Source organism: Streptomyces sp. NPDC046887 (assembly GCF_040644755.1).
Taxonomy (GTDB): domain Bacteria; phylum Actinomycetota; class Actinomycetes; order Streptomycetales; family Streptomycetaceae; genus Streptomyces; species Streptomyces lichenis.
The window spans coordinates 22649-47983 of sequence record NZ_JBEYXH010000017.1 but is presented as its reverse complement, the minus strand read 5'-3'; the positions used below and the strand labels follow the sequence as shown (position 1 = coordinate 47983).

General features: G+C 70.5%; 15 protein-coding genes and 3 pseudogenes. 13 read left to right on the top strand and 5 right to left on the bottom strand.

What is annotated here, in order from left to right; translation table 11 throughout:
* Nucleotides 1-38 precede the first annotated feature (38 nt).
* From ABZ945_RS17740 to ABZ945_RS17720, 5 genes are all read left to right on the top strand, one after another.
* Entirely contained in the window at nucleotides 39-7604 is a 7566-nt protein-coding gene (locus ABZ945_RS17740) for an amino acid adenylation domain-containing protein (protein WP_361269979.1), read from the top strand.
* A 125-nt stretch (nucleotides 7605-7729) separates the two neighbouring features.
* Nucleotides 7730-10891 carry an amino acid adenylation domain-containing protein gene (locus ABZ945_RS17735; protein ID WP_361269976.1) on the top strand — a complete coding sequence of 1054 codons (3162 nt, stop codon included), beginning with the start codon at nucleotides 7730-7732 and terminating at the stop codon, nucleotides 10889-10891.
* The gene (locus ABZ945_RS17730; RefSeq protein ID WP_361269973.1) at nucleotides 10888-12048 is read left to right on the top strand and encodes an acyl-CoA dehydrogenase family protein; all 1161 of its coding nucleotides are present in this window, start codon (nucleotides 10888-10890) and stop codon (nucleotides 12046-12048) included. The genes ABZ945_RS17735 and ABZ945_RS17730 overlap by 4 nt, the downstream gene beginning before the upstream one ends.
* A complete protein-coding gene (locus ABZ945_RS17725; protein ID WP_361269971.1) occupies nucleotides 12041-12760 on the top strand; it encodes an alpha/beta fold hydrolase in 720 nt (239 codons plus the stop codon). Before ABZ945_RS17730 ends, ABZ945_RS17725 begins: the two co-directional genes overlap by 8 nt.
* 139 nt (nucleotides 12761-12899) lie before the next feature.
* Complete coding sequence (locus tag ABZ945_RS17720) at nucleotides 12900-13613, top strand: hypothetical protein (protein ID WP_361269968.1); 714 nt, start codon at nucleotides 12900-12902, stop codon at nucleotides 13611-13613.
* Nucleotides 13614-14283: 670 nt separating this feature from the next.
* Here ABZ945_RS17720 and ABZ945_RS17715 read toward each other — a convergent pair.
* Both ABZ945_RS17715 and ABZ945_RS17710 read right to left on the bottom strand, forming a co-directional pair.
* On the bottom strand, nucleotides 14284-14661 hold the full coding sequence (locus ABZ945_RS17715; RefSeq protein ID WP_361269966.1) for a hypothetical protein: 378 nt from the start codon (nucleotides 14659-14661) through the stop codon (nucleotides 14284-14286).
* A 496-nt stretch (nucleotides 14662-15157) separates the two neighbouring features.
* Nucleotides 15158-15361 carry a hypothetical protein gene (locus tag ABZ945_RS17710; protein WP_361269963.1) on the bottom strand — a complete coding sequence of 68 codons (204 nt, stop codon included), beginning with the start codon at nucleotides 15359-15361 and terminating at the stop codon, nucleotides 15158-15160.
* Between the two features lie 290 nt (nucleotides 15362-15651).
* On the opposite strand from ABZ945_RS17710, the gene ABZ945_RS17705 reads away from it, so the two are divergent.
* From ABZ945_RS17705 to ABZ945_RS17695, 3 genes are all read left to right on the top strand, one after another.
* Nucleotides 15652-15909, top strand: a complete 258-nt coding sequence (locus tag ABZ945_RS17705) for a hypothetical protein (protein ID WP_361269961.1) — start codon at nucleotides 15652-15654, stop codon at nucleotides 15907-15909.
* A 57-nt stretch (nucleotides 15910-15966) separates the two neighbouring features.
* Nucleotides 15967-16251: a hypothetical protein gene (locus ABZ945_RS17700; RefSeq protein WP_361269959.1), complete on the top strand. Its 285-nt coding sequence runs from the start codon at nucleotides 15967-15969 to the stop codon at nucleotides 16249-16251.
* A gap of 95 nt (nucleotides 16252-16346) precedes the next feature.
* Nucleotides 16347-16733, top strand: a complete 387-nt coding sequence (locus ABZ945_RS17695) for a hypothetical protein (RefSeq protein WP_361269956.1) — start codon at nucleotides 16347-16349, stop codon at nucleotides 16731-16733.
* A 191-nt stretch (nucleotides 16734-16924) separates the two neighbouring features.
* Here the strand turns inward: ABZ945_RS17695 and ABZ945_RS17690 are convergent.
* Nucleotides 16925-17143, bottom strand: a pseudogene (locus ABZ945_RS17690) (IS110 family transposase); the annotation flags it as partial.
* Between ABZ945_RS17690 and ABZ945_RS17685 the strand changes: the two are divergent.
* Both ABZ945_RS17685 and ABZ945_RS17680 read left to right on the top strand, forming a co-directional pair.
* Nucleotides 17143-17337 (top strand): annotated as a pseudogene (locus ABZ945_RS17685) (hypothetical protein); the annotation flags it as partial. The pseudogenes ABZ945_RS17690 and ABZ945_RS17685 overlap by 1 nt on opposite strands.
* Nucleotides 17337-17861: pseudogene (locus ABZ945_RS17680) on the top strand (hypothetical protein); the annotation flags it as partial. The pseudogenes ABZ945_RS17685 and ABZ945_RS17680, both read left to right, overlap by 1 nt.
* A gap of 142 nt (nucleotides 17862-18003) precedes the next feature.
* On the opposite strand, the gene ABZ945_RS17675 reads toward ABZ945_RS17680, so the two are convergent.
* On the bottom strand, nucleotides 18004-18489 hold the full coding sequence (locus ABZ945_RS17675) for a hypothetical protein (protein ID WP_361269953.1): 486 nt from the start codon (nucleotides 18487-18489) through the stop codon (nucleotides 18004-18006).
* Nucleotides 18490-18618: 129 nt separating this feature from the next.
* Between ABZ945_RS17675 and ABZ945_RS17670 the strand changes: the two genes are divergently transcribed.
* Together ABZ945_RS17670 and ABZ945_RS17665 are read left to right on the top strand one after the other, a co-directional pair.
* Nucleotides 18619-18978: a helix-turn-helix domain-containing protein gene (locus ABZ945_RS17670; protein WP_361270154.1), complete on the top strand. Its 360-nt coding sequence runs from the start codon at nucleotides 18619-18621 to the stop codon at nucleotides 18976-18978.
* A gap of 666 nt (nucleotides 18979-19644) precedes the next feature.
* A complete protein-coding gene (locus ABZ945_RS17665; RefSeq protein ID WP_361269950.1) occupies nucleotides 19645-20277 on the top strand; it encodes a site-specific integrase in 633 nt (210 codons plus the stop codon).
* Between the two features lie 150 nt (nucleotides 20278-20427).
* Here ABZ945_RS17665 and ABZ945_RS17660 read toward each other — a convergent pair whose 3' ends face one another.
* The gene (locus ABZ945_RS17660) at nucleotides 20428-21957 is read right to left on the bottom strand and encodes a UDP-N-acetylglucosamine 1-carboxyvinyltransferase (protein WP_361269948.1); all 1530 of its coding nucleotides are present in this window, start codon (nucleotides 21955-21957) and stop codon (nucleotides 20428-20430) included.
* A 515-nt stretch (nucleotides 21958-22472) separates the two neighbouring features.
* Here ABZ945_RS17660 and acnA point away from each other — a divergent pair.
* The gene (acnA, locus tag ABZ945_RS17655; protein WP_361269945.1) at nucleotides 22473-25187 is read left to right on the top strand and encodes an aconitate hydratase AcnA; all 2715 of its coding nucleotides are present in this window, start codon (nucleotides 22473-22475) and stop codon (nucleotides 25185-25187) included.
* Nucleotides 25188-25335 lie beyond the last annotated feature (148 nt).

Here is a 25335-nt window from a genome sequence, read left to right as displayed (position 1 = left end):
AAGCCGCAAAGCCGCAACGCTGCAAAGGAGATTCCCCGGTGGTTTCCGAAGTCCCCGACCCGGGTGTTCCGCACGGCGGCACCTCCGCCGACATCGCCGTCGTCGGGATGGCGGGCCGTTTCCCCGGCGCCCCCGACCTCGACACCTACTGGCACAACCTGCGCTCGGGCATCGAGTCGATCGAGAGACTAACGGAGGACGACCTGCTGGCCGAAGGGCTCAGCCGGGAGGTCATCGACGCACCGGGCTATGTGCCCCGCGCTCCGGTGCTGGAGGGGATCGAGCTCTTCGACGCCCGGTTCTTCGGCTTCACGGCCCGGGAGGCGGCGCTGCTCGACCCGCAGCAGCGGCTCTTCCTGGAGAGCGCCTGGCATGCCATGGAGCACGCCGGGATCGACCCCGGCCGGTGCGGGACCGCCGGGGTGTTCGCGGGCGGCAACATGCCCGCCTATCTGATGTCCAACCTGCTCGGCGGCAACCGGATCGTGCTCGACTCGGCCATGTTCGAGCTGCAAATACACAATGACAAGGACTATCTGGCCAGCCGGACCGCCTACAAACTCGGCCTGACCGGACCCGCGGTGAATGTGCAGACGGCCTGCTCCACCTCGCTGGTGGCCGTCCACCAGGCCGCCGCGTCTCTCCGCTCCGGCGCCTGCGAACTGGCCCTGGCCGGCGGGGTGTGCGTCCGGGTGCCGCACCGGGTCGGCTACCGCTACGAGCAGGGCCTGATCTACTCGCCGGACGGGCACTGCCGCCCGTTCGACGCCGACGGCGCGGGCACCGTCTTCGGCAACGGGGTCGGCGTGGTCGTCCTCAAGCGGCTGGCCGACGCCCAGCGCGACGGCGACCGGATCCTCGCCGTACTCAAGGGTTCGGCGGTGAACAACGACGGCGGCGACAAGGTCGGTTACACCTCCCCGAGCGTCAGCGGGCAGGAGGCGGTGGTCGCCGCCGCGATCGCCGACAGCGGGGTGCCCGCACGGACCATCACCGCGATCGAAGCGCACGGCACCGGCACCCATGTGGGCGACCCCATCGAGATCACCGCGCTCAGCCGGGCGTTCGGACGGCACACCGCGGACACCCGGTTCTGCGCGGTGGGCTCGGTCAAGTCGAACATCGGGCATCTGGAGTCGGCGGCGGGCATCGCCAGCTTCATCAAGGCGGTGCTCCAGCTGCGGCACCGCACCCTGGTGCCCAGCCTGCACTACCAACGGCCCAACCCCCGTATCGACTTCGCCGCCACCCCGTTCTTCGTCAACGCCGAGCTGCGCGAGTGGCCCGAGGGGGAGACCCCCCGCCGGATCGGGGTCAGCTCCTTCGGTATCGGCGGCACCAACGCCCATGTGGTGCTGGAGCAGGCGCCGGAACCGGCCCCCGCCCCGCCCTCCGACCGCCCGCAGCTGGTGGTCGTCTCGGCCAGGACCCCGGCCGCCCTGGACGCCGCCGCCGAGCAACTGGCCGACCACCTCGCCGGACCCGACCGCCTCGCCGGACCCGACCGCCTCGCCGGATCCGACCGCCTCACCGGATCCGGCGAGCGCCCGCCGGCCGATATCGCCCACATTGCCCACACCCTGCAGACCGGCCGGACCGCGATGCGCTACCGCAGGGCCGTGCTGGCCGCCGACACCGCCGAGGCGGCGGCCCTGCTCACCGGGGCCGACCCGGGCCGGGTACGCGGCGCGGACGCCGGCACCAGCCCGGCGAAGACCGTCTTCCTCTTCCCCGGCCAGGGCGCCCAGTACCCCGGGATGAGCCGCGGCCTCTATGAAAGCGAACCGGTGTTCGCCGAGGCCATGGACGAGTGCGCCCGGCTGCTGGCCGAACCGCTCGGCATCGACCTGCGTACCGTGCTCTACCCCGACACCCCCGCCGAGGACGGGCTGACCCGCACCACGCTCGCCCAGCCGGCCCTGTTCGCCACCGAGTACGCGCTGGCCAGGCTGCTGATGTCCTGGGGCGTCCAACCGGACACCATGGTCGGGCACAGCATCGGCGAGTTCACCGCCGCCGCCCTGTCCGGGGTGCTCTCCCCGGCGGACGCGGCCCGCCTGGTCGCCGTACGGGGCAGGCTGATGCAGGACCAACCCTCCGGGGCCATGGTCTCCGTCGCCGCCGCGGCGGCCGACATCGAGCCGCTGCTGCCGCCCGGGGTGTCCATCGCCGCCGTCAACGCCCCCACCCTCTGCGTGGCCTCCGGGCCGCACCAGGCGGTGGACGCACTCGGTGAACTGCTGGCGGGCAAGGGGATCACCGTCCGCCCGCTGCACACCTCGCACGCCTTCCACTCGGCCATGATGGACCCGGTCGTGGAGCCCTTCACCCGGGCCGTGGCCGAAGTGGAACTCGCCGCCCCCGGACGGCCGTTCGTCTCCTGCGTCACCGGCCGGCCCATCACCGCCGAGCAGACAGGCGACCCCGCGTACTGGGGCGCCCATATGCGCCGCCCCGTGCTGTTCGCCGACGCGGTGCGCACCGCCGTCGGCGAAGGCCCCGCCGTCCTGGTCGAGGTGGGCCCCGGCAACACCCTGAGCACCCTGGCCCGGGCCGGCACCGCGGCCGGCGGGCCCCGGGCCGCGGCCGTCACCACCATGCGCAGGCCGGACCAGTCCGCCGAGGACGGCCAGGTGCTCCGCACCGCGGTCGGCGACATCTGGCTCTTCGGCGGCACCGTGGACTGGCCCGCCCTGCACGAGGGCCGGCGCGAGCGGGTGGAACTGCCCGGCTACCCGTTCCAGCGCGAGCGCTACTGGATCGCCCCGCGCACCTCCGCGACCGGCGCCTCCTCCCTGGCCACCGAGATCGCCGAGCACGAGGAACCCGGCACCGAGGAGCTGACCAGGGCGACCCGGCCCAGCACCCTGGTCACCGCCTACGTCGAACCGGCGGACGAACTGGAGCGCACCATCGCCGGGATCTGGGAGGAGATGTTCGGCATCGCGCCGATCGGCACCCAGGACAACTTCTTCGAACTCGGCGGCCACTCCCTCCTCGCCATCCAGGTGCTCAACTGCCTCCAGGCCGCGACCGGCGCCACCGTCGAACTGGGCAAGCTGCTGGCCACCCCCACCATCGGCGGCATGGCAGCCCAGCTGCGCGAGGCCGGAGCGACCGGGCCCGAGGACCGCCTGTCCACCGTCATCCCCCGCCCCGACCAGCGCTTCGAACCCTTCCCGCTCACCGAGATGCAGCAGGCCCAGTGGATCGGCCGGCTGTCCAGCTTCGACATGGGCGGCGTGGCCCCCCACCTCTACTTCGAGTTCGACAGCCGCACCATCGAGACCGACCGGCTGGAGCGGGCCTGGCAGCGGGTGGTGGAACGGCACGACATGCTCCGCATGGTGGTCCTCCCCGACGGCCGGCAGCAGGTCCTCGCCGACACGGAGCCCTACCGCTTCCGGGTGCTCGACCTGCGCGAGACGGAGCCCGGGGAGGCCGAGCGGCAACTCACCGCGATCCGCGACCGGATGGGCACCGAGGTGCGCCCCGCCGATGTCTGGCCGCTCTGGGAGGTACGGGTCAGCCTGCTGCCGGACCACCAGGTCCGGGTGCACATCAGCTTCGACCTGCTGGTCGCCGACGTCTCCTCGTTCTTCTACCAACTGCTGCCGCTGTGGCGGGAGTTCTACCACGAGCCGGACCGCACCCCAATACCGCTGGAGCTCACCTTCCGCGACTACGTCCTCGCCGAGGAGGAACTGCGCCAGACCGCGCGGTACGAGCGTTCGCTGGAGTACTGGCGCCGACGGGTCCGCGAGCTGCCCGCCGCACCCGAACTGCCCACCGTGCAGGCCACCGGCGAACGGCTGGGGTTCGTCCGCCGGCACGCCACGCTCGACGCCGAGCTGTGGGGGCGGATCAAGGCCAAGGCGGGCGAGTTCGGCGTCACCCCGTCCAGCGCCATGCTCGCCGCGTTCGCCGTCACCATCGGCACCTGGAGCAAGTCCCAGCGGTTCACCCTCAACTTCACGGCCGTCAACCGGCTGCCGGTGCACGAGCAGGTCGACGACCTGGTGGGCGAGTTCGCCTCCTTCGACCTGCTGGAGGTGGACGCGGTCTCGGTGCCCGACTTCGCCGGGCTGGTGCGCGAGCTGCAACGGCAGAGCTGGGCCGACTTCGACCACCGCTATGTCAGCGGCGTACGCATCCTGCGCGAACGGGCCCGGGCCCGCGGCGGCGCCGGTGACGTCATGCCGGTCGTCTTCACCAGCGCCCTCGGCAGCGATGTGGACGGCAAACCCGCCCCCTCACCGATCGACTGGCTCGGCGAGCAGAGCTACTTCATCTCGCAGACCCCGCAGGTCACCATCGACCACTTCCTGCTGGAGTTCGGCGGCAACCTGGAGCTGGCCTGGCACGCCGTCGACGGGCTCTTCCCGGACGGCATGATGGCCGAGATGTTCCAGGCGTACCAGGACTTCGTGGTGGGCCTTGCCGAGACCGAGGGCTGGCACCGCGCCCCGGTGCTGGACCTGCCCGCCGGGCAGCTGGAAGCCCGTACCGCCGCCAACGCCACCACCGGCCACCTGCCCCAGGACATCCTCCCCGCCCGGATCCTCTCCCGGGCCGCATCCACCGAACCGGCGGTGATCACCGAGGACCGTACGCTCGACTACGCCGAACTCACCGGCCGCGCCGTGGCCCTGGCCCGGGAGCTCACCGAGGCCGGCTTCGCCCGGGGAGCCGTGGTCGGCATCGGACTGGCCAAGGGCTGGCGCCAGATCGTGGCGGCGCTGGCGGCCTCCGCCGCCGGCTGCACCTATGTCCCCCTCGACCCCGACCTCCCGGAGGCCCGCCGCCGCTGGCTGGTCGAGCAGGCCGGCATCGGCTGCGTACTGGCCGAACCGGGCACGGCGGACCACTGGCCCAACGCGCCGCGGGTGCTGCCGGTCTCCGACGACACGCCCTGGGACCCGGCGGACGCACCGGCCTGGAGCTGCCCCGCCCGCCCCGAGGACACCGCCTATGTCATCTACACCTCCGGCTCCACCGGTACGCCCAAGGGCGTGGCGGTCAGCCACCGGGCCGCGCTCAACACCCTGGTGGACATCGAGGAGCGGTTCGCCATCCGCCCCGGCGACCGGGTGCTCGGCCTCTCCGCGCTCAACTTCGACCTCTCCGTCTTCGATGTGTTCGGGATGCTCGCGGCCGGCGGGGCCCTCGTCCTGCCCGAGACGGCGGACCGCCGCAACCCCGACCGCTGGACCGAGCTGTGCCGGCGGCACCGGGTCACGGTGTGGAACTCCGTACCCGCGCTGATGCAGATGCTGGTCGAGCACCTGGAGAGCCGCCCACCGGCCGACGGCCCCGACGCAGACCGGCTCCCCACGCTCCGGCTGACCATGCTCAGCGGCGACTGGATACCGCTGTCCCTGCCGGACCGGCTACGGGCGGTGGCACCCGCCACCGAGGTGATCAGCCTCGGCGGCGCCACCGAGGCCGCGGTGTGGTCCATCGCCCACCCCATCGGCGAGGTCTCCCCCGACTGGCCGTCCATCCCCTACGGGCGTCCTCTGCGCAACCAGCGCTTCCATGTCCTCAACGACCGGCTGCGGCACGCCCCGGTATGGGTGCCGGGTCAGCTGCACATCGCCGGGGACGGACTGGCCGAGGGCTACTGGAACGACGAGCAGCGCACCGCCGAATCGTTCATCCTGCACCCCGAGACCGGCGAGCGGCTGTACCGCACCGGTGACCTCGGACGGTATCTGCCCGACGGCACCCTGGAGTTCCTCGGCCGCGACGACTTCCAGGTCAAGATCGGCGGCTACCGGATCGAACTGGGCGAGATCGAGCACGCGCTCGGCGGCCACCCCGAGCTCCGCAACGCCGTGGTCTCCGCCCTGGGGGCGCGTACCCAGCAGCGGCTGGTCGCCCATGTCGTCCCCGCCGACCCGGCAACCCGCGAGGACCCCGACTTCGCCGACCGGCTGCGCGCCCACCTCGCCGAAACCCTGCCCTCCTACATGATCCCCTCCGACATCGTGCTCATCGAGGACATGCCGCTGAGCGCCAACGGCAAGGTCGACCGCTCCGCGCTCCCCGACCCCCGGCGGACCGGCAGCGGCGAGGCCGCCGCCGCGACGCGGGAGGACGACGGGGAGGAGGCCACCGGGGCGCTGCGCACCCTGCTCATCCTCGCCGCCGACCTGCTCGGGGTGGACCGGCCCGGGGCACGGGACAACTTCTTCGAGCTGGGCGGCGACTCCATCATGGGCGTGCAGTTCGTCGGCCGGGCCAACGCCGAGGGCATCCCGATCACCCCGCAGAACCTCTTCGAGAGCACCAGCTTCCTCGAACTGGTCCGTGCCGTCCCCACCGAGGCGGGCACCGGTGACACCGGCGCGGCCGTGGCGCTCACCCCGCACCAGACCCTGGCCCACGCCCAGACCGGCACGGTGCTGCTGGACGTACCGGACACCTTCGACCCGGAGCTGGCCGGACGCGCGCTGAGCGCCCTGACCGACCGCCACCCGGCCCTCCATACCCGGATACGCGACGAGAACGGCCGGCGGTTCGCCCTACGTCCCGGCGACCCCGACCGGGCCGAGGACCCCGAGGTGCCGGAGATCGACCTCGACACCCTGCCCGAGGACGTACGGGCCGAGGCGCTGCCGCAGATGCTCGCCGAGATGGCCGGGGAACTGGACGCCGAGGCCGGCCCGGTGGTCAAGCTCGCGGTGTTCCGCCTCGGCGAGCGGGGGAGCCGGCTGGCCTGCGCGGTGGCCCAGGGCCTGATGGACGACGCCTCCGTCCTCGTACTCTGCCGGGAACTCGCCCAGACCTACAGCCGCCTGGCCGCCGGCCAACCGGTGGTGTGGAGCGCCGGCGCGGGATCGCTCCCGTCCTGGAACCGCGGCCTGCGCCGGGAGCTCACCCACCCGGCCGGGCTCACCGAAACCCCCGGGACGCCGCCCGCGCTGCCCCGGCAGCGGACCATCGAGCTGGACCCCGCCCGTACCGCGGAGCTGCTCACCGCCGCCGCGGGCAGCCACCATCTGGACCCCACCGAGGTACTGGTGGCGGCCGCCGCCACCGCGCTGGGCCGGACCCTGGCCCAACCTCCCCAGCTCCTGGTGGAACGTTCACTCCGGGCCGACCTGGCCGCCAGCGAGGAACCCGCCGGGCGCCTGGTGGGCCGGCTGACCGAGCTGCGGACCATGGAACCGACGGCCGCGGACACCCCGCTCGCCGTCTCCCTCCCCCTGGTCAAGAACCGGCTCCGGACCGAGGAACCGCCCCCGGTTCAGGACGCCGTGGTCGCGGTCCGGGAGGTGCTGGCCCTCGATTGCCCCGAGGGCGAGATCACCGTCCCCCCGGACTTCACCGGAGTGACCGGGCTCGCCGCCTGGCACGACCGGACGGTCGGGCAGCTCAGCAGCGCTCTGGTGGACGGCACCCTGCGGATCCGCTGGCAGCTGGCCGAGTCCCTGACCGAGGACGAGGCCACCCGGCTGGCCGACGTGTTCGGCACAGCGCTCGGCGAGATCGCCGCGCACTGCCGGGAGGCCGCGGAGGGCTCCTACGACCCCTCCGACTTCCCCCTGGCCGACCTCTCCGCCGACGAGCTGGACGACTTCCTCAACGACCTGCGATGACCGATGACCGATGACGACGGCGGGACGGGCGATGGACGGGCCTGTGACGGCTGACAACGGCGGACGGGGCTGTGATGACTGACGAGGCTGTGACGACTGGCGACCCAGTGAAGACTGGCGACGCTGTGACGACTGGCGACGGCACTCCCGGGCGGCGGCCGGTCCGCGATATCGCGGACATCTACGAACTCTCCCCGATCCAGCAGGGCCTGCTCTACGAGCAGTTGGCCCAACCGGGCCTGGGCATCTATGTGGAGCAGCTGGGGCTGGAGTTCTCCGGGACGATGCACCCCGAGCACTTCGAGCGGGCCTGGCAACTGGTGGTCGACCGGCACCCGATCCTGCGCAGCTCCTTCCACTGGCGCAAGAACGGCACCGTGGTGCAGGTCGTGCACGGCTCCGCCACCCTCCCGCTGGAGACCCTGGACTGGCGCGACCTCGACGACCAGACCCAGCGGGACCGGCTGCAATCCTCCCTGGACGCCGAACGGGCGGAAGGCTTCGACCTGGCCGAGGTGCCGCTCATGCACAGCACCCTGATCCGGCGCGGCGAGGACCGGTGGACCTTCTCCTGGCGGTTCTCGCATCTGCTGATGGACGGCTGGTCCTTCACCCTGGCCATCCAGGACTTCATCGACCACTACCGGGTGCTGTGCCGGGGCGGGCAGCCGGCGGTGCCGCCCGGGCGGCCCTACCGTGACTACCTCTCCTGGTGGCGCGACCGGGACCCCGAGCAGGCGCGGAAGTTCTGGCGCGAGGAGCTGGCGGGCTACCAGCCGGTGGAGCAGGTGCGGCTGGGCGGCACCGAAGTGCCCCCGGGCGAGCCCACCCACGCCCATGTCGAACGGATCCTCGGCGAGTTGGCGCCCAGGCTGACCGCACTGGCCCGCGCCGAGCAGCTGACCCTCGCCACGCTGGCGCAGGGGGCCTGGTTCATCGTGCTGGGCCGCTTCCTCGGCCGTACGGATCTCACCTGCGGGATCACCATGGCGCACCGGCCCCCCGACCTGGTCGGGTCCCAGGACATCCTCGGCCCCATGATCGCCACCCTGCCGCTGCGCCGGAGGCTGGAGCCCACGGCGGCGCTGCGGCCCTGGCTGCGGGGGTTCGGCCGGCATGTCATCGAGGCGAGCGGCCACAGCGCCGTACCGCTGCCCGAGACGCAGTCCCTGCTCGACACCGACTCCACCGCACCGGTGCTCCAGAGCAGCGTCTCCTACGAGAACGTGCCCATGCCGGACTTCGACCTGGCGGACGTCGGGGCGGAGATGACCGAACTCGTCTACGACGGCCGGCCCCACTTCCCGATCACCATGGTGATCATGCCGGGCGAGGAGATGCCGCTGCGGATCGTCCACGACCGCCGAAGCGTCTCCGACGAGGTGGCGGAACGCATCGCCGACGACGTCGTCGCCGTACTGACCCAGGCCATCGAACGCCCGGACGTCACCCTGGCGGAGCTGACCTTCCCGAGCACCCCGCACCCCGAGACCACCCCCCTCACCGAGCCCGGCACCGAGACCCTGCACGACACCTTCCGACGCCATGCCCGTCAGCACCCCGAGGCGCCCGCCGTGAGCTGCGGAACCCGCACCCTCACCTACCGCGAGCTGGACGCCTACTCCGACCGGATCGCCGCCACCCTGCACCGGCGGTGCCCCGGCGTGAGCCGGGTGGGCCTCTGCCTGCCCCGCTCCATCGACCTCATCGCCGCCATGATCGGCGTCTTCAAGGCCGGCGCGGCCTATGTCCCCCTGGACCCGGAGTACCCGGCGGACCGGCTGGCCGACGTACTGTCCGACTCCGGCGCCGAGTTGGTCCTCACCGCCGGACCGCCGGACGAAGCCCTCCGGCTGGACAAGGCCCACGTCGTCACCCTCACCGACGCGAACCAGCAAGCCGCCGACACCCCTCCACCGTCCCCCTCCACTCCCGGCCCCGACACCCCCGCCTACCTCCTCTACACCTCCGGCTCGACCGGACGGCCCAAGGGCGTGCCGATCACCCATCGCCATGTCCAGAGCCTGCTGGCCGCCGGCCGCGAGGTCTTCGGCTTCACGGCCGAGGACGTGTGGACCTTCGCCCACTCCTTCGCCTTCGACTACTCGGTCTGGGAGATCTGGGGCGCCCTGGGCAACGGCGCCTCACTGGTCGTCGTGGACCGGGAGACCGTACGCGAACCGCGCACCCTGGCCCGGCTGATCACCGAGGAGCGGGTGACGGTGCTCAGCCAGACCCCCTCGCTCTTCGAGCACCTGGTGCCCGAACTGCCCGACGACACCGCGCTGCGCCGGGTCTTCCTGGGCGGCGACCGACTGGAACCCGCCCTTCTCCGCCCCTGGTTCGACCGGTTCGCCGACACCGGTATCCAGCTCTACAACCTCTACGGGGTCACCGAGGCCACCGTGGTCTCCACCTACCACCTGGTACGCGAGGAGGAGGTACGCGCCGAGCAGCCGATCCCGATCGGCCGCGCCCTGCCCAACCAGCGGGCGTACCTGCTCGACGCCCACGACCGCCCGGTACCGCCGGGCGCCACCGGCCAGTTGTGTGTGGCTGGGTACGCGGTCGCCGCCGGCTACCACGACCGCGACACCCTCACCGCCGAGCGCTTCACCACCGACCCGTTGGCCGCTCCTCTCCCCATGTACCGCACCGGCGACCTCGCCACCACCACCCCTCAGGGGGAGCTCCGCTTCCTCGGCCGCGCCGACGCGCAGGTCAAGGTACGCGGCTTCCGCGTCGAACCGGGCGAGATCGAGGCCGCGTTGCGCGAACTGCCCGGTGTGCGATCGGCGGTGGTCGCCGTGCACGGCACCGGCGGGGCGCAGCGGCTCGTCGGCTACGCCGTACCCGACGACCCCGCCCCCGCGCCCGCCGAATCCCTCCGCGACCTCCTCCACGCCCGCCTGCCCGAGCACATGATCCCGGTAGCGGTGCACTGGATCGACCGGATCCCCACCACCCCCGGCGGCAAGGTGGACATCGCCGCCCTCCCCGCCCCGGACACCGCGGCGGCCAAGGCGTTCACCGTCCCCGGCACCGACCCCGAACGACTGCTCGCCCGCCTGCTCTCCGAAGTCCTCGAACTTCCCGAGATCGGCGCAGGCGACGCGCCGGCCGAGCTGGGCCTGCACTCACTCGCCGCGATGCGGCTCACCGCCCGGCTGCGCAAGGAGTACGCACTCGATCTGCCCGTGAGGGAACTGCTGGCCGGCCGCACGGTGGCCGAGCTGGCGAGCGCGCTGGGAGCCCTTCACCCGGCCACGGCAGAGGAGACCCGGTGACCACGACCCCCGACCACCCGGACCACCCGGACAACCGGAAGTGGCGCGAGCACGTCCGCCGGTTCGCCGAGCAGGAGATCGCCCCGCTCTCCGCCACCATGGACAAGACGGCCACACTTGACCCCACGCTCCGTCAGCGCCTCTTCTCATCCGGCCTGATGTCGGTGGAGATCCCCCGCGGCTACGGCGGTGCCGGCGGCACCCTCTGCCAGCTGATCCTCACCATCGAGGAGGTGGCCCGGGTGGACCCCGGCGTCGCCGTCGGCATCCATGTGCACAATGTCCTCGTCGCCGGAACCCTGCTGCGGCACGCCTCCGGCGACCAGCGCCGGCAGTACCTACCCCAGCTGGCCACCAGCAGGATCGGCGCCTTCGCCCTCTCCGAGGAGCAGGCCGGCAGCGACGCCTTCGCCCTCGCCACCACCGCCCGGCACGAGGGCACCGGCTATCTCCTCACTGGCCGCAAACGCTGGACCAGCAACGCCCGCAACGCCGATCTGCTGCTCGCCTTCGCCCTCCTGGACGACGGCGGCCCCACCGCCTTCGTCGTCCCCGTCGACGCGCCCGGAGTCTCCCTGGACCACCGGGTCGAGCAGCTGGGGGTACGGGCGGCGGCCACCTCGGACGTGGTCTTCGACCGGACCCCGGTCCGTACCGCCCAGCGCGTCGGCCCGCCCGGCGGCGGGCAGACCGTGGCGATGGCCGGACTGGACCTCGGCCGGCTCGGCATCGCCGCCCAGATGGTCGGGCTCGCCCAGGGGGCCCTGGAAGCGGCCGTCGGCTACAGCCGGCACCGGGAGCAGTTCGGCAGCCGGATCGCCGACTACCAGGGCGTGCAATTCCCCCTGGCCGCGGCAGCCGCCCACCTGGCCGCAGCCCGAGCCCTCCTCTACCAGGCCGTCGACCTCTGCACCCGCGGCACCGACCCCGTCGAACTGATGCGGCTGACCGCCATGGCGAAGTACGTCGCCTCCGAGGTGGCCGAACGGGCGGCCTCGGTGGCCGTGGAGACCCTCGGCGGCAACGGCTACACCGACGCCTACCCCGTGGAGCGGTTCTACCGGGACGCCAAGGCCGGCAAGATCTACGAGGGCACCTCCAACGTCCTGCTCCGCACCATCGCCTCGACCCTGATCGGGACGGGCCGCCATGACTGAGCCCCTGCGCCTGCTCTGCTTCCCCTACGCGGGCGGCAACGCCCAGAACTACGTCCGCTGGCGCCGCCACCTGGAACCGGACATCGAGGTCCGCCCCATGCAACTGCCCGGCCACGGCGAGCGGATCAGCGAACCGCCCCGCCACCGCTGGGACGACCTCCTAGCCGACATCCGCACCAGACTCCCCAGTCCGACCGACCGCCCCATCGCCCTCTTCGGCCACAGCCTCGGCGCCCTGCTCGCCTTCGAATGCGCCCACATCCTGGTGGCCGAGCACGGTGTCCAGCCGGTGCGCCTCCTGGTCTCCGGCCACCGGGCGCCCCACCTCCCCCTGCGCGAGGAGGTCCTGCACCACCTCCCCGACCCCGAGTTCCTGGCCCGCCTCAGCGAACGCTCCCGCACCCTGCGCGCGCTGACCGACCCCGGGTTCCGCAAGCTCCTCCTACCCATGCTGCGCGCCGACTTCACCGCCTCCGAGACCTACACCCACACGGAGCGGCCCCCGCTGACCTGCCCGATCACCGCCCTGGCCGGCGAGCAGGACGAGGACGCCCGGCTACCGGAGGTCGCCGCCTGGCAGAAGCAGACCACCGGCCCCTTCGAGCTGACCCCCTTCCCGGGCGACCACTTCTTCATCGACGACGCCTGGCAGGCCGTGGCGGCCACGGTCGGCGACCGGCTGCGCACGCACGCGGGGAGCACACCGAGGTGAGGGCGGCAGGCGTACGTCACGAGTACGCAAAGACCCCCCGGGACGCGAACCTGCCACTGGCCGAAAGGCGTCCTCAGCCGCGAACATCGTGCGCAACGAGGGCCGGCTGGGGAGCGGGCCCGCCAAGGGGGGACCCGCCATGGCAGACAGCCGGACGAGAACCGGGACGGCGGCGCGGCCGAGACCGCGCGGGGCGTGGACGATGGTGGCCGGTACGTGTCTGGCCGGAGTCATGGTGCTGGCGTTGACCGGTTGCGAGGGGGACGAGACGGGAGCGGCGGGAACCCCGAGCACGCAGCCGGCATCCACCTCCACCGAGCCCGGCGCGGAGGCCTCTCCCTCGACAGACGCCACCACCGGTGCCGCGCCCACCGGCTCGCCGTCGCCCGCAGGCGACGCCACCACCCCGTCCCCGCCCGCCGCCACGCCCACCGCAGCGGCCAAGCCGGCCGCCTCGCCCACACCGTCACCGTCCGCCAAGGGCGGCGATGGGGCGGACGACGGCTGCGACCACAAGATGCCGATCTCACCGGACGAGCTCGCCGTCTACCGCTACACCCCTGAGGGAGGGAGCCTCAGCCTGATCGTCAAGTACGGCAACTGGGGCTGCCCCGAGCTGGACACCGACGGGCCGCCCTTCGAGACGGTCGGCAAGGAGATCTGGCAGCCGCTCGACCAGGCCGCCCAGATCACGGTGACGACCCCGATCGTGGCGAGCACGGAGAACCAGCCCATCGGGGTCCAGGAGTTCATCGACTGGCTGGACGCGCACCCCGACAGCGGGCTGGTGTTCGCGTACCACCTCGGCACCGACGGCGCCATCGACCGTCTCGACCAGGTCTTCACTCCCTGACGCCGCCGCACCCCACCCCAACCCACCGAGCGGCAGGTCGGACGGAGCACGGCGGCACCCAGGTGTCAGATGTCCCGGAAGAGACCAGCCAGCGCGTTGACCTGCCATGATGAGGGGTCTTTGGTCGCTGACCTGCGCAAATGGTCTTTCAGTTGTTTCACGCTCGTGCCGGTTGGTGAAGCCGGAAGTCCCAGAAAAGTCCCAGAGAACTCCTACGACTGCCGGACACCTGTCGGTTCTCCTCGTCGCAGGACAGGACAAGATGGGCGGGGCCGGGGCTATGCGCTGGAGGTCGGCTTTGTTCCTACGCGGCAATGGGCGGCTCACCTCCGTCCGCTGGGTGTGCCGGTTCGGCTTCGCCCTGTCGCCTCCGCTCTCCGCACCGTCTTCGCCGCATGGTCAGCTGAGTCGGCCAGGTTCCGGAGCGAGCGGGAGTCCGGCTGATGAACGTCCGTAACGTGGCCGCGAGGTGTGCTGCTTGGTGCTCGCGCGGAAGGTAGTGCTCTGGAGACACGGTCGGCTCCTCGGGGAGGGGCGCTGGGCGCGCTGCGCTCACTGCGGCAGCGGGGCTGACATGTCGGGCGGAAACAACACGCCGCCCCACCCGAACCGGGCAGAGGGCTCCGGCGCCAGGTGACGCAGCGAGGTGCGGTCAGCGGTGTCCGATAGATCACGCTTCATGCTTACTGCGGCAGGAGAAATGCTCGGGCAGCCCTTCGAGGTCCTGGAAGGCTTGCGCCTGGTCCTTGGCCCGCTTCAGGAACAGCGCCTTGCGGGTGGCGTTCGTCTCGGTGCGGTAGCTGGCGATGCAGCCGAGACCGAACTGGATCTGCCCCACGGGGTGGTCGTATCCCACGGGGCCCGGCTTCGGAGTGCTGCTGGTGGTGGGCTTCCAGTACATGTACGCACCCTGGGTGTTCAGGTGGTGCACGGACGGCAGGGGAGGGGGCACGTTCTCCCACGTCGTCGGCCGGTTGCGCCAAGGCCGCAGGCTCTCGGGGAGGTCCTTGACCATCGTGAAGCCGGCGCGCTTGAACTTGAACGGCATGGTGGTCGGTATGTCCTTCTCGACCACCCGGGGGGTTCGGCTTGCCGTCCGCGTACGGGATGCGGCGCGGCGTGCTCGGTACGGAGGCGTAACCGTCGTCGAGCGGGTCCGGCAGCGGGGGCAGGGGCATCTGGTACGCCCCACCGGTGCCACCGGGCACGCTCAGCGCTAGCGACCGCGGCATGTTGCCGAACGGTCGGGCGTCGGCTTGTCGAAGACGCCCGTCGCCATCGCGGTGAACGTCCCGCCACCGACGACGGCCGCACCGGCGGCGTGCCGCCCGCCAAGCGTATGAACCGTCTACGGCCGACGGCGGCACGCCTCTTAACCGGACATGACTGTGTACCCCCCAAGGGCAGTTCAATGGCGAATGTGGATCGTATGTGAAAAGTGAGAAGATCCCATAGTCGGATCCGTGTGATGCCGCCGACTGCCAAATCCCGGCCTATGGCGGCGTGCTGGCGTCGGTGAGGTGTCCGAATCCCGCCGATCGGGATCAGGCCCGGCCCGCACCCTGCCCATCGGTGGTGACGCTCGTGGCAGGGACCCAGTAGCCGGTCAGCGCCCCTGCGGTGATCCGGTACATCGGCCGTCCGTTGACAATCGACTGGCGGTCGCTGGGGGCGTTGGACGGGGTGGCGAACGAGATCGTCTTGATGGATGCCGCGACCCCATCCTCCGTGAACCGGTAGACCTCCACGGCCTCGTTCCCTCCGGGGAACGTGAGGGTGCGCTGCGGCAAAGGCGGCGGCTGAGGCACGCCAGGCAGCTACGGACGCGGAAAAGTGGTCCAGGCAGGCTTCGGCTTCGGCACAGGATGCGCAGGACTTCGCTCGTGACGCCGCACAGTCGGCCACAGCCGCAGATAAGTCGGCCGCAGACGCACAAGCCTCGGCCAAGACAGCGGCCACGGCAGCATCGGCCGCCCGCACCGCGAGCCGACAAGCCAACTATTCGGCCAATCAAGCCATCAGTTCAGCACACTCCGCAGTGACCGCAGCCAATAGCGCACAGGCCGCAGCCGACCGCGCATACGCCGACTCCATCGCTGCGGGCAAGTCCGCCAGCGAGGCGAAGGCCGCTGCTTCCGAGGCCCAAAGCATTGCCGAGCAGAAGCGACAGGACGAAATTTCCGCAGAAGCAGCCCAAGCCGCAGAGCAGGCTCGCCAGAACCAGGCGAACAAAATTGACCCCGGCAACACCGCAAGCAACGACGCGGTCAGCATAGGCGACATCAAGGACGAATAGACGTCGAGTGCCGCCTCAGCGGCCACAACCACTGCGAAGATCAGCGCGGGTCTCGGCATGGCGGCGGTCGCCGTCGCGTTCGTCCCGGGCGGACAACTGCTGGCCGCCGGCCTCGGCGCCGCCTCGCTCGTCTTCGCCGGTATCAGCACGCTGTACAACGCCAAGGCGTACGGCTGGGGCAGCGACCAGTTTTACACCGGGGCCGCAGGCATGGCACTGAGTATCGGCCTCGGTGCTGTGGGTAGTCTGGCTGGCTCCATGGCCGCCACCAACATCGGCAAGAACGTGATCAAGGGCGCGCACGACACGGTTTCCTCCATCGTCGGCTGGTTCACGGCGTAGGGGCAGCGGTCATCTTGATTGGCGGCGAGGCGACACCCTCGCCGCCAATCTGAACGAGAGGGCCAGCCGGGCCCTCCTGTAACGAGAGAGTATTGATGCTAGACAAAACCTCACCGTTGTGGTGGATATTCGCAGCGGCCAGTGTCGCTCTCTACCTTTCTGTGATGTTTCCGGGCATGGTCAATACGCGGCAGAAGGTCTTCGTCTCCTGTGGTCCTGCGGCGACGTTCATAGCCGCGGTTCTCTATAGTTATGTCAACAAATGGCCGATCACCGACTTGCTGCCCCTCTACTGCGCTATCAACTTGGCGCTGGCCGCGGGTGTCATCGGTCATTGGAAGGCGCTTCACGAATATATGGCCGAACGAGCCGAAGACCCCACCAAGGGCGATGACGGAACGGCCACCCCGTGGATCTTGCAAATGGCTTTCACGCTGCCGGTATTCATGGGTGCCGCATTCTGGTACATGAATAATTCCTGAGCGTTCAGTGAGCTTCTTCGAGTTGGCCACCGATCGGGTGATGGGCCGTGACGCGCAACGAGCGAGGCCCCCGAGTTGTTGATCGAGATGTCTGACGTCTCAATCACGCCGCCCCGGGGGCCCCGTTGGTCATCTATCCTGCAGCACTCGACCTGGCGCATGCACTCATGGAGTGAGTCTCAATGATGGTGTCAAGCCGATTGGGTGGCTGGTGGTGTGAGCGTGAAGTGCCTCTTGTCACGGAGCATGGCCCAGAGGACGTCGACTCGGCGACGCGCGAGGGCGAGCAGTGCCTGGGTGTGGATCAGTCCTTCGGCGCGCTTCTTGAGGTAATGGTCCCGGGATGGGCCGGGGCGCATCATGGCGGTTTGGGCGGCCGTGTAGAAGACGTGCCGCAGGCGGCGGTGGTAGCCGGGCGGCGGCGCGCTGCGTCGGCGTGGGCAAGTGCCGGTCCTCCGAGGGAGGGGTGATGTGCCCCAGCTACCGGGCCACCCAGCAGGAGGAGCACTCCACCCGGGGACGCGCCCGCCTGCTGTTCGAGATGGTGCGCAACGACTCGCCGATGGAAGCGACCTGGCGTTCGCCGGAAGTACGGGGGGCCCTCAGGGCACGCAGCAGGCCACCATTCTGCGGGCCGCGGCGAGGCCAAGGCGGTGGAGCGGGCGTTCCAGGCGGTCCACCGCAACAACGCCGACCCTAAGATCCTGGCCCACAAGTACCTGGAGACCCTTACCCACCTGGCGCAGAGCGACAACAACACGTTCTGGGTGATCCCGGGTGAGCTGACCGAGGCGGTGCGGGCCGTGACCAGCGCGTTCGGCGACGGACTTGAGCGGTCGGCGACGGACTTGAGCGGTCGGGCGCATCCGGGGGAGACGGGCGATCCCGAAGCGGACGACCGGGCGGCCGGGGGCTCGGCTTCGGAACTCCGGGCCTGCATCGCCACCACTCGACGCCGCCGCAGCGGCCGACGAGGTGGCGATGCAGGCCGCCTCCGCGGTGAGCGATGCGAAGGCCGAGGCCGCCGGGAAGATGTTCGGTTGCCCCAAGCCGCGCGCGGCGAGCCGGGCAATCTGTCCAGTCCCCGTGCTCTACTCCAAGGAGCTTCTCCGTGACCGCAGTTACTGAAAAAGGAACGCTTCTTCTGACTGATCGGCAGTGCTTTTCGACTCTGGACTAGGCCGCGGCGCAGCCGCAGAACGGACCCACGCTGAGGGCCTTGCTGGCGTCCATTGCTCTCGCCGCGCTGCGACCGGAGGAGGCGCTGATGCTACGAGTGGGAGAAGTGGAACTCGACGATGACGGGCACGGCTTCCTGCTGGTCCACTCGCGGCGGCGAGAGAGCCGCGTAGAGGGCGCCGACGCCCCGTCCACCGTGCGGCACGTTCCTGTAGGCCGGGCCTTGGTCGCGATCTTGAGGGAGCAGATCGCTCGTCGCAGCCTCGGCCCCGACGATCTGGTATTCGTTCTGGACGACGGGCGACCGCTGACCGCACCCGCCTACCGGAACGTTTGGCGCCAGGCGCGGGCGGCGGTGCTGGAAGCTCATCAGGTCGGTTCGCCGCTCGGCAGTACCGTCTCCGCTCTGCGCGATGCGCGTATCGCAGCATGGCTGCGGAACGGTGACCAGGCCGCAGCGCACATCGTCACGGTCGCCGAGTGCGCCGGCATGGACGCGCCTCGCCGAACGCTTCGCGTACTGCCTCCGGAAGCCGACACCGGCCGAGATCCCCTGGCACCTGCTCGAAGAGGACATCGGCCTTCCTGGGGCGGTCGGGCGAGCCGATGGGTGCCGCACTCCGACCCTAGCTTGAAGCCCACTGACGGCTCCTCCGTGGATTCCCTTCTTGAATCACCCCAGCCACCGGGCGGCCGGTGAACGGGCATCCCGTCCGCCCGTCGCGTTCCCTGTCGCACCTCACAGAAGATCACCGATGCCTGCGCGCCCCGTGCTCGGTACCTCCGCTGCCCCCTCTTCTCCGGCTGCTGTACGCACGGCGTTCCTGACCGTGAAGGACGCCGCCGACTATTCGGCCTCTCACCCCACACGCTCTACGTCTGGCGCCACCGTCGCCAGGGACCCCCGAGCTTCCGTATGGGAACCCGCGGTCGCGTCATGTACCGGCTCGAAGCGCTCGACGCCTGGGTCCGCGAACAGGAACAGGCCGACTCCCGCTCCAACCCGGCCCTCAACCCACTCAACGCCCCACCTCAGGAGCGATTGACGCGATTGCTCAGCGCCTGACGCCTTCAGCGCCATAGAGCGCCGTCTCCACCTTCTAGGGCAAGGAGTTCCACCTGGCCGGCTACATAGAAGACCGATGGTTGAAGAAGCGACCGAACCCGAAAACCGCCAAACGCGACCGCACCGCCATGTACGGCAAGTGCACCCGATACCGCGTCAAGGGCATCTCCGGCGTCAAGGACCGTTCCTTCGACGCCCTCCAGGACGCCAAGACCTGGCTCGCCCAGGCCCAGACCGACGCACGCCGTGGCGAGTTCGTCGATCCCCGCGACGGGGCCATCTCATTCAAGGACTACATCGCCACCCACTGGTGGCCCACCCAGAGCGGGGACCCGTCCACGATCGAGCGGATCGAGCAGAGGGTGCGTCGGCACATCGTTCCCCACCTGGGTGCTCAGCCGCTCAACGCCATCGGTACGGAAGTCCTGCGCCATTGGAAGAAGGGGGCTGGAGAAGGACCTCGGTCCGACTACTATCCGTCTGGTCTGGGGGACGCTTTCCAGCGTCCTCCAGGCGGCCGTCGAGGACCGTCGCCTCGGACGCAACCCATGCCGGTCCAGCACGGTCGGCCCTCCGGCTGCCGCCCCCGGCAGGGTCGAGGCGTGGCGGCCCGAACGGGTCCTGGCCGTACGGGAGGCCCTGCCGGATCGCTACCGGCTCCTCCTCGTGATCGGAGCAGGTCTTGGGCTGCGCCAAGGGGAGGCGCTCGGTCTCTCAGCGGACGACATCGACTTCGAGAACGAGGTCGTGCACGTCCGGCGGCAGGTCAAGATGGTGCGGGCGAAGCTGTGTTTCGCGCTCCCGAAGGGGAAGGTCCGGAACGTGCCGCTGCCGGCCAGTGTGGCTCGGGCCATCCGGCAGCACATGAAGGAGTTCGCGCCGGTGCCGGTCACGCTGCCCTGGGACGACCCGACTCCGGCCGAGACGCCGGTGGGGGCCAAGCACCGGCGGCCGAGGACGTACAACCTCCTGGTCACGGGACGCGAGCGGAAGGCCATCAACCGGAACTACTTCAACTCCTACGTGTGGAAGCCCGCTCTGGCCACGGCGGGTGTGATCGCCCCGCTGGACGAGGCCAGCACCGACGGTTCTCGCGTGTGGGAGCCGTCCCGGGAGCACGGCTTTCACGCCCTGCGCCACTTCTTCGCCTCCGAGGAACTGGAGGCTGGCGAATCGGTTGTTTCCCTGGCACGGTGGTTGGGGCACTCAGATCCCGGGTTCACGCTGCGGAAGTATTCCCACTTCCTGCCCCGCGCCGGCGCATGGGGCAGCGCCGCCATCGACGCGATCTTCGCGTAGCTGCGGCCGTGGCCGGTCGGCAGAGCCTGTGGAGTGTGGCTCGTAGCCCGCTGCGGGGCCCAAAGTCCCAGAGAAGTCCCAGACATGCCGCCGCACCCCTCCCTGACCCGCTAAATAGCAGGTCAGACGGGGTGCGGCGGCATCGTCGTGTCAAATGTCCCGGAAGATCTCGATCTGCGCGCCCACCGAGTTCAGCCGCTCGGCCAGGTCCTCGTAGCCGCGGTTGATGACATAGACGTTGCGGAGCACCGAGGTGCCCTCGGCGGCCATCATCGCCAGCAGCACGACCACGGCCGGACGCAGCGCCGGGGGGCACATCATCTCGGCGGCGCGCCAGCGGGTGGGGCCCTCGACCAGGACGCGGTGGGGGTCCAGGAGCTGGAGGCGGCCGCCGAGGCGGTTGAGGTCGGTGAGGTAGATGGCCCGGTTGTCGTAGACCCAGTCGTGGATGAGGGTCTGGCCCTGCGCGGTGGCCGCGATGGCCGCGAAGAAGGGCACGTTGTCGATGTTCAGGCCCGGGAACGGCATGGGGTGGATCTTGTCGATCGGCGCCTCCAGTTTGGACGGGCGGACCGTGAGGTCGACCAGGCGGGTGCGGCCGTTGTCGGCGGCGTACTCGCCGGAGCGGTCGTGGTCCAGGCCCATCTCCTCCAGGACCGCCAGCTCGATCTCCAGGAACTCGATGGGCACCCGGCGGATCGTCAGCTCCGACTCGGTGACCACCGCGGCGGCCAGCAGGCTCATCGCCTCGACCGGGTCCTCGGAGGGGGAGTAGTCCACGTCCACGTCGATCCGGGGGACGCCGTGGACGGTGAGGGTGGTGGTGCCGATGCCCTCGACCCGGACGCCCAGGGCTTCGAGGAAGAAGCAGAGGTCCTGGACCATGTAGTTGGAGGAGGCGTTGCGGATGACGGTGGTGCCGTCGTGGCGGGCGGCGGCGAGGAGGGCGTTCTCGGTGACGGTGTCCCCGCGCTCGGTGAGGACGATGGGGCGGTCGGGGACCACGTCCCGGTCGACCTCGGCGTGGTACAGGCCCTCGGTGGCGGTGATGTCCAGGCCGAACCGGCGGAGCGCGATCATATGCGGCTCGATGGTGCGGGTGCCCAGGTCGCAGCCGCCCGCGTAGGGCAGCTTGAACTGGCGCAGCCGGTGCAGCAGCGGGCCGAGGAACATGATGATGGAGCGGGTGCGGCGGGCCGCGTCGGCGTCGATGGCGGCCATGTCCAGGTGACCGGGCGGGATGATCTCCAGGTCCAGGCCGTCGTTGATCCAGCGGGTGCGGACGCCGATGGAGTTGAGGACTTCGAGGAGGCGGTAGACCTCCTCGATGCGGGCGACCCGGCGCAGAGTGGTGCGGCCCTTGTTGAGGAGGGAGGCGCACAGCAGGGCGACACAGGCGTTCTTGCTGGTCTTGACGTCGATGGCGCCGGAGAGCCGGCGGCCGCCGACCACCCGCAGATGCATGGGCCCCGAGTAGCCGAGGGACACGATTTCGCTGTCGAGCGCCTCACCGATGCGCGCGATCATCTCAAGGCTGATGTTCTGGTTGCCGCGCTCGATGCGGTTGACGGCGCTCTGACTGGTGGCCAGCGCCTCGGCGAGCTGCGTCTGCGTCCAGCCGCGATGCTGGCGGGCGTCACGGATGAGCTTGCCGATGCGTACGAGGTAGTCGTCTGACATGGCGGCAGGTTATCTCAGATATGAGATGACTTCGCGCCGGGGGTGGTCCAACGGGTGACGGCCGAAAGGGTCACCGCGGTGGGCATGTCCCGGCCTCATGGTGGGGCGGGGGAGAGGGGCGCGCACGCTGGGGCCGGCCGGACGGGTGGCAGGGGTGGCGGTACGGGGCGGGGTGGCGGGGTACCCGGGACGGGAGGCCGCGCGGGGCGGCGCGGTGCGACCGGCGCCTTGCCTTCCGGCGTATCCCTGACGGGAGGCGGGCTGGCTTTCCGGCATGCCTGTGAGGGAGGGCAGGCCGGATGGCGCCGGTCACACGCGTCCGGGCATGACCGCGCCGCGGTCATGTACTAGAGTTATCTCGACATCGAGATATCTGTCGGAAGGCGCACCGCAGCGGCACCGCGGCCACGCCGACCCGGTAAGGGTTGCCTAACTAAGTCTTACCTTAGCGGATCGGCGAAGAGTCGTCGCGGCAGGATGCGGTGGGAACGCGCACATTGAAGAAGGAGACTGTCGTGTCGGCGAACAGCTTCGACGCCCGCAGCACGCTGCGCGTGGGCGACGAGTCGTACGAGATCTTCAGGCTGGACAAGGTCGAGGGCTCCGCGCGCCTCCCGTACAGCCTGAAGGTCCTGCTGGAGAACCTGCTCCGCACCGAGGACGGCGCGAACATCACCGCCGACCACATCCGCGCCCTGGGCGAGTGGGACTCGCAGGCCCAGCCCAGCCAGGAGATCCAGTTCACCCCGGCCCGGGTGATCATGCAGGACTTCACCGGTGTCCCCTGTGTGGTGGACCTCGCCACCATGCGCGAGGCCGTCAAGGAGCTCGGCGGCGACCCGGCGAAGATCAACCCGCTCGCCCCGGCCGAGCTGGTCATCGACCACTCCGTCATCGCCGACAAGTTCGGCACCGCCGACGCCTTCGGCCAGAACGTCGAGCTGGAGTACGGCCGCAACAAGGAGCGCTACCAGTTCCTGCGCTGGGGCCAGACCGCGTTCGACGAGTTCAAGGTCGTCCCGCCCGGCACCGGCATCGTCCACCAGGTCAACATCGAGCACCTGGCCCGCACGGTCATGGTGCGCAACGGCCAGGCCTACCCGGACACCCTGGTCGGCACCGACTCGCACACCACCATGGTCAACGGCCTCGGTGTGCTCGGCTGGGGCGTCGGCGGCATCGAGGCCGAGGCCGCCATGCTCGGCCAGCCGGTCTCCATGCTGATCCCGCGCGTCGTCGGCTTCAAGCTGACCGGCGAGCTCAAGCCCGGCACCACCGCCACCGACCTGGTGCTCACCATCACCGAGATGCTGCGCAAGCACGGCGTCGTCGGCAAGTTCGTGGAGTTCTACGGCGAGGGCGTGGCCGCCACCTCGCTCGCCAACCGCGCCACCATCGGCAACATGTCGCCGGAGTTCGGCTCCACCGCCGCGATCTTCCCGATCGACGGCGAGACGCTCAACTACCTCAAGCTCACCGGCCGCAGCGAGCAGCAGGTCGCCCTGGTCGAGGCGTACGCCAAGGAGCAGGGCCTCTGGCTCGACCCGGCCGCCGAGCCGGACTTCTCCGAGAAGCTGGAGCTGGACCTCTCCACCGTCGTCCCCTCCATCGCCGGCCCCAAGCGCCCCCAGGACCGCATCGTCCTGGCCGAGGCCGCCGAGAAGTTCGCCTCCGACGTCCTCAACTACGTGGACTCCGTCGACGAGGCGGGCAAGGAGTCCTTCCCGGCCTCCGACGCCCCCGCGCACAGCGACGGCGTGCCGAGCAACCCGGTCACCGTCACCGCCCCCGACGGCTCGACCTACGAGCTCGACCACGGCGCGGTCACCGTCGCGGCCATCACCTCCTGCACCAACACCTCCAACCCGTACGTCATGGTCGCCGCCGCGCTGGTGGCCAAGAAGGCGGTGGAGAAGGGCCTGACCCGCAAGCCCTGGGTCAAGACCACCCTGGCCCCCGGCTCCAAGGTCGTCACCGACTACTTCGACAAGGCGGGCCTCACCCCGTACCTCGACAAGGTCGGCTTCAACCTGGTCGGCTACGGCTGCACCACCTGCATCGGCAACTCCGGCCCGCTGCCGGAGGAGGTCTCCAAGGCCGTCAACGACCACGACCTGGCCGTCACCTCGGTGCTCTCCGGCAACCGCAACTTCGAGGGCCGGATCAACCCCGACGTCAAGATGAACTACCTGGCCTCCCCGCCGCTGGTCGTCGCCTACGCGCTGGCCGGCTCGATGAAGGTGGACATCACCCGCGACGCGCTCGGCCTGGACACCGAGGGCAAGCCGGTCCACCTCGCGGACATCTGGCCCACCGAGGCCGAGGTCAACGACGTCGTCGCCAACGCCATCGGCGAGGACATGTTCAACAGCTCGTACGCGGACGTCTTCGCGGGTGACGCCCAGTGGCAGGCGCTGTCCATCCCGACCGGCAACACCTTCGAGTGGGACAGCGAGTCCACCTACGTCCGCAAGCCCCCGTACTTCGAGGGCATGGAGATGGAGCCGTCCCCGGTCGGCGACATCAGCGGCGCCCGGGTGCTGGCCAAGCTGGGCGACTCGGTCACCACCGACCACATCTCCCCGGCCGGCGCCATCAAGGCCGACACCCCGGCCGGCACGTACCTCACCGAGCACGGTGTGGAGCGCCGCGACTTCAACAGCTACGGCTCCCGCCGCGGCAACCACGAGGTCATGATCCGCGGCACCTTCGCCAACATCCGCCTGCGCAACCAGATCGCGCCGGGGACGGAAGGCGGCTACACCCGCGACTTCACGCAGAGCGACGCGCCGGTGTCGTTCATCTACGACGCCTCCCGCAACTATATCGAGCAGGACATCCCGCTCGTCGTGCTCGCGGGCAAGGAGTACGGCTCCGGCTCGTCCCGCGACTGGGCCGCCAAGGGCACCGCGCTGCTCGGCGTCAAGGCCGTCATCGCCGAGTCCTACGAGCGCATCCACCGCTCGAACCTCATCGGCATGGGCGTGCTGCCGCTGCAGTACCCCGAGGGCGGCTCCGCCCAGGAGCTCGGCCTGACCGGCGAGGAGACCTTCTCCATCACCGGCGTCACCGAGCTGAACGACGGCACCACCCCCCGTACGGTCAAGGTCACCACCGACACCGGGGTGGAGTTCGACGCGGTCGTCCGCATCGACACCCCCGGCGAGGCGGACTACTACCGCAACGGCGGCATCATGCAGTACGTGCTGCGCAACCTGATCCGCAAGTAGCAGCCGCCGCCCACCGGCCGGGCCCGCCCCGGCCGCTGGGCGGGACGGAACGGGCCCCGCCCGAGCCGCCCACGGCGGAACGCGAAGGAGCCGCACCCCTGGCGGGGGTGCGGCTCTCGCGGTCGATGGGGCAGAAAACGCGCCTGCG

What these genes read in the sequence shown, in the direction of transcription:
- ABZ945_RS17695 (WP_361269956.1), top strand. Translation starts at nt 16,347, where the DNA reads ATGCTAGACAAAACCTCACCGTTGTGGTGGATATTCGCAGCGGCCAGT.
- ABZ945_RS17675 (WP_361269953.1), bottom strand. Translation starts at nt 18,489, where the DNA reads ATGTCCTCTTCGAGCAGGTGCCAGGGGATCTCGGCCGGTGTCGGCTTC.
- ABZ945_RS17660 (WP_361269948.1), bottom strand. Translation starts at nt 21,957, where the DNA reads ATGTCAGACGACTACCTCGTACGCATCGGCAAGCTCATCCGTGACGCC.
- ABZ945_RS17715 (WP_361269966.1), bottom strand. Translation starts at nt 14,661, where the DNA reads ATGCCGTTCAAGTTCAAGCGCGCCGGCTTCACGATGGTCAAGGACCTC.
- ABZ945_RS17700 (WP_361269959.1), top strand. Translation starts at nt 15,967, where the DNA reads ATGGCGGCGGTCGCCGTCGCGTTCGTCCCGGGCGGACAACTGCTGGCC.
- ABZ945_RS17720 (WP_361269968.1), top strand. Translation starts at nt 12,900, where the DNA reads ATGGCAGACAGCCGGACGAGAACCGGGACGGCGGCGCGGCCGAGACCG.
- ABZ945_RS17725 (WP_361269971.1), top strand. Translation starts at nt 12,041, where the DNA reads ATGACTGAGCCCCTGCGCCTGCTCTGCTTCCCCTACGCGGGCGGCAAC.